Annotated in this window: 3 protein-coding genes; 1 reads left to right on the top strand and 2 read right to left on the bottom strand. The window is 58.7% G+C overall.

The window, feature by feature from the left end; all coding sequences use genetic code 11:
- Positions 1–743: PhoH family protein (locus D8V06_RS29000; RefSeq protein WP_130932329.1), on the bottom strand; the 743-nt coding region annotated here is incomplete at its 3' end.
- A gap of 229 nt (positions 744–972) precedes the next feature.
- The gene (gene miaB / locus D8V06_RS28995; protein WP_056855790.1) at positions 973–2,301 is read right to left on the bottom strand and encodes a tRNA (N6-isopentenyl adenosine(37)-C2)-methylthiotransferase MiaB; all 1,329 of its coding nucleotides are present in this window, start codon (positions 2,299–2,301) and stop codon (positions 973–975) included.
- Between the two features lie 136 nt (positions 2,302–2,437).
- On the opposite strand from miaB, the gene D8V06_RS28990 reads away from it, so the two are divergent.
- Positions 2,438–2,616: DUF1820 family protein (locus tag D8V06_RS28990; protein WP_130932328.1), on the top strand; the 179-nt coding region annotated here is incomplete at its 3' end.

The raw sequence follows: 2,616 nt of genomic DNA, 5'->3' as shown, positions 1-2,616 counted from the left end.
TTCATCTGCTCGACCGTGGTGTTCTGGCTCTCGTCGAGAATGATGAAGCTGTTGTTCAGCGTACGACCACGCATGTAAGCCAGCGGCGCGACTTCAATGACCTGGCGCTCGATCAGCTTGGCCACGTATTCGAAGCCGAGCATTTCGTACAGCGCGTCGTAGAGCGGGCGCAGGTACGGGTCGATCTTCTGTGACAGATCGCCGGGCAGGAAACCGAGTTTTTCACCGGCCTCAACCGCCGGACGCACCAGCAGGATGCGGCGAATCTGTTCGCGCTCCAGCGCATCGACTGCACAGGCAACGGCCAGGTAGGTCTTGCCGGTACCGGCCGGACCAATGCCGAAGTTGATATCGTTGCCGAGGATTTCCTTCACATAGCGCAGCTGATTCAAGCCACGGGGGCGAATCATGCCTTTCTTGGTGCGCAGGGCGACGGAGGCTTCGGCGGGGGAGTGGTTGTCCAGCTCTTCGACGGCGGACTCCTGCAGGAACAGGTGAACCATGTCCGGCGACAGCTCGGTACCCTTGGTTTCCCGGTACAGGCGGCGCAGAAGGTTTTCCGCGGAGGTGGTGTGCTTTGGCTCGCCGATCAGCTCGAACTGGTTTCCGCGGTTGCGGATCTCGATGGTCAGGCGCTGTTCGATGAGACGCAAATGCTCGTCGAATTGCCCGCACAGATTGGCGAAGCGGCGAGCCTCAAAAGGCTCGAGGATGAAACGATGTGGTTCGATGGGTGCGTTCAAGGTCGTATTTAGCCGCCCTGGGGCAATAGTGATGAGTTCAAGGATAGCGCCAGAGGCGTGGGTGTGAAAGCTCTTAAATGGATCAACCCATTCTTAAGAACAATGCATTTCACCGTGGGAGCTGGCTTGCCAGCGATGAGGCAATCAGCCTCGACTGAGCTGTTGCCTGTTGCACCGCCATCGCTGGCAAGCCAGCTCCCACAGGATCCTCAATGTTTCCAAAAAACCGTTATTGCAGCAGCGAACCCCGCAGTGAGTGCGGCTGCGCCGCATCGATGCGCACATCGGCGAACTGGCCGATCAGGGTCGGATTGTCGCAGCGGAAGTTGACGATACGGTTATTCTCGGTCCGGCCCTGCAGTTCGCCAGGGTCCTTTTTCGAGTAATCGGTTACCAGAATGCGCTGGATCGAACCGACCATTTGTCGGCTGATTTCAAAACCCTGCTGGTTCAGGCGATGTTGCAGGGCGTTCAGGCGTTCTTTCTTCAGCTCTTCCGGCGTGTCGTCGGCCAGATCGGCGGCGGGTGTGCCCGGGCGCTGGCTGTAGACAAACGAGTAGGAAAAGTCGAAACCCACGTCCTGAATCAGCTTCATGGTTTGTTCGAAATCTTTCTCGGTTTCACCGGGGAAGCCAACGATAAAGTCCGAACTGATGCAGATGCCCGGCACGGCGGCGCGCAGCTTGCGCAGTTTGGACTTGTATTCCAGCGCGGTGTGGTTGCGCTTCATCGCAGCAAGGATACGGTCCGAACCCGATTGCACCGGCAAGTGCAGGTGTTTGACCAGTTCCGGCACGTCGGCGTGGGCCTGGATCAGGCTGTCGGAGAATTCCAGCGGATGCGAGGTGGTGTAGCGGATGCGGTCGATGCCATCCACCGCGGCGACCACGCGGATCAGCTCCGCCAGATCGGCCAGGCGACCATCATGGGTCGCACCGCGATAACCATTGACGTTCTGCCCCAGCAACGTCACTTCGCGCACGCCGTTTTCGGCCAGGTGAATGATCTCGGCGATCACGTCATCGAACGGCCGGCTGACTTCTTCACCGCGGGTGTAGGGCACCACGCAGAACGTGCAGTACTTGCTGCAGCCTTCCATCACCGACACATAGGCGCTTGGCCCATCGATGCGTGGCTCGGGCAGGTGGTCGAATTTTTCGATTTCCGGAAACGAGACGTCGACTTGCGGCAGTTTGCTGCTGCGCGCGGCGTCGATCATTTCCGGCAGGCGGTGCAGGGTTTGCGGGCCGAACACCACGTCGACGTACGGTGCGCGATCGCGAATCGCCGCGCCTTCCTGGCTGGCCACGCAACCGCCGACGGCGATCACCATGTCCGGGTTGGCCAGTTTCAGTTCGCGCCAACGGCCGAGCTGCGAATAAACGCGGTCCTGGGCACGCTCGCGGATCGAGCAGGTGTTGAGCAGGATCACGTCCGCGTCTTCAGCGCGAGCGGTGACTTCCAGGGCCTGGTGTTCGCCCAGCAGATCGACCATGCGCGAGCTGTCGTACTCGTTCATCTGGCAACCGTGGGTTTCGATGTAAAGCTTCTTGGCCATGGAATAGAGTCATCACGTGATTCAAAGAACCGCGCATTATAGGGAACATGTACCCAGGTTCCTACCGCTACGCGTCCGATGGCTATGCTATAGTTTGCGCCCTCATTTTTATCCCCCGATGTGTTGCTCGCCCACCATGACCAAACGTGAAGCTCCAATCTACAAGGTGATTTTCCTCAACCAGGGCCAGGTGTTCGAAATGTACGCCAAGCAGATCTATCAAAGTGATCTGTGGGGCTTTCTGGAAGTGGAAGAATTCGTCTTTGGCGAGCGCACGCAAGTGGTCGTCGATCCGAGCGAAGAAAAGCTCAAGGC

It is taken from the genome of Pseudomonas sp. Sample_24 (assembly GCF_004307605.1).
In the GTDB taxonomy this organism is placed as follows: domain Bacteria; phylum Pseudomonadota; class Gammaproteobacteria; order Pseudomonadales; family Pseudomonadaceae; genus Aquipseudomonas.
Note: the sequence above shows the minus strand (reverse complement) of the source record. Positions and strands in the feature narration are given on the sequence as shown.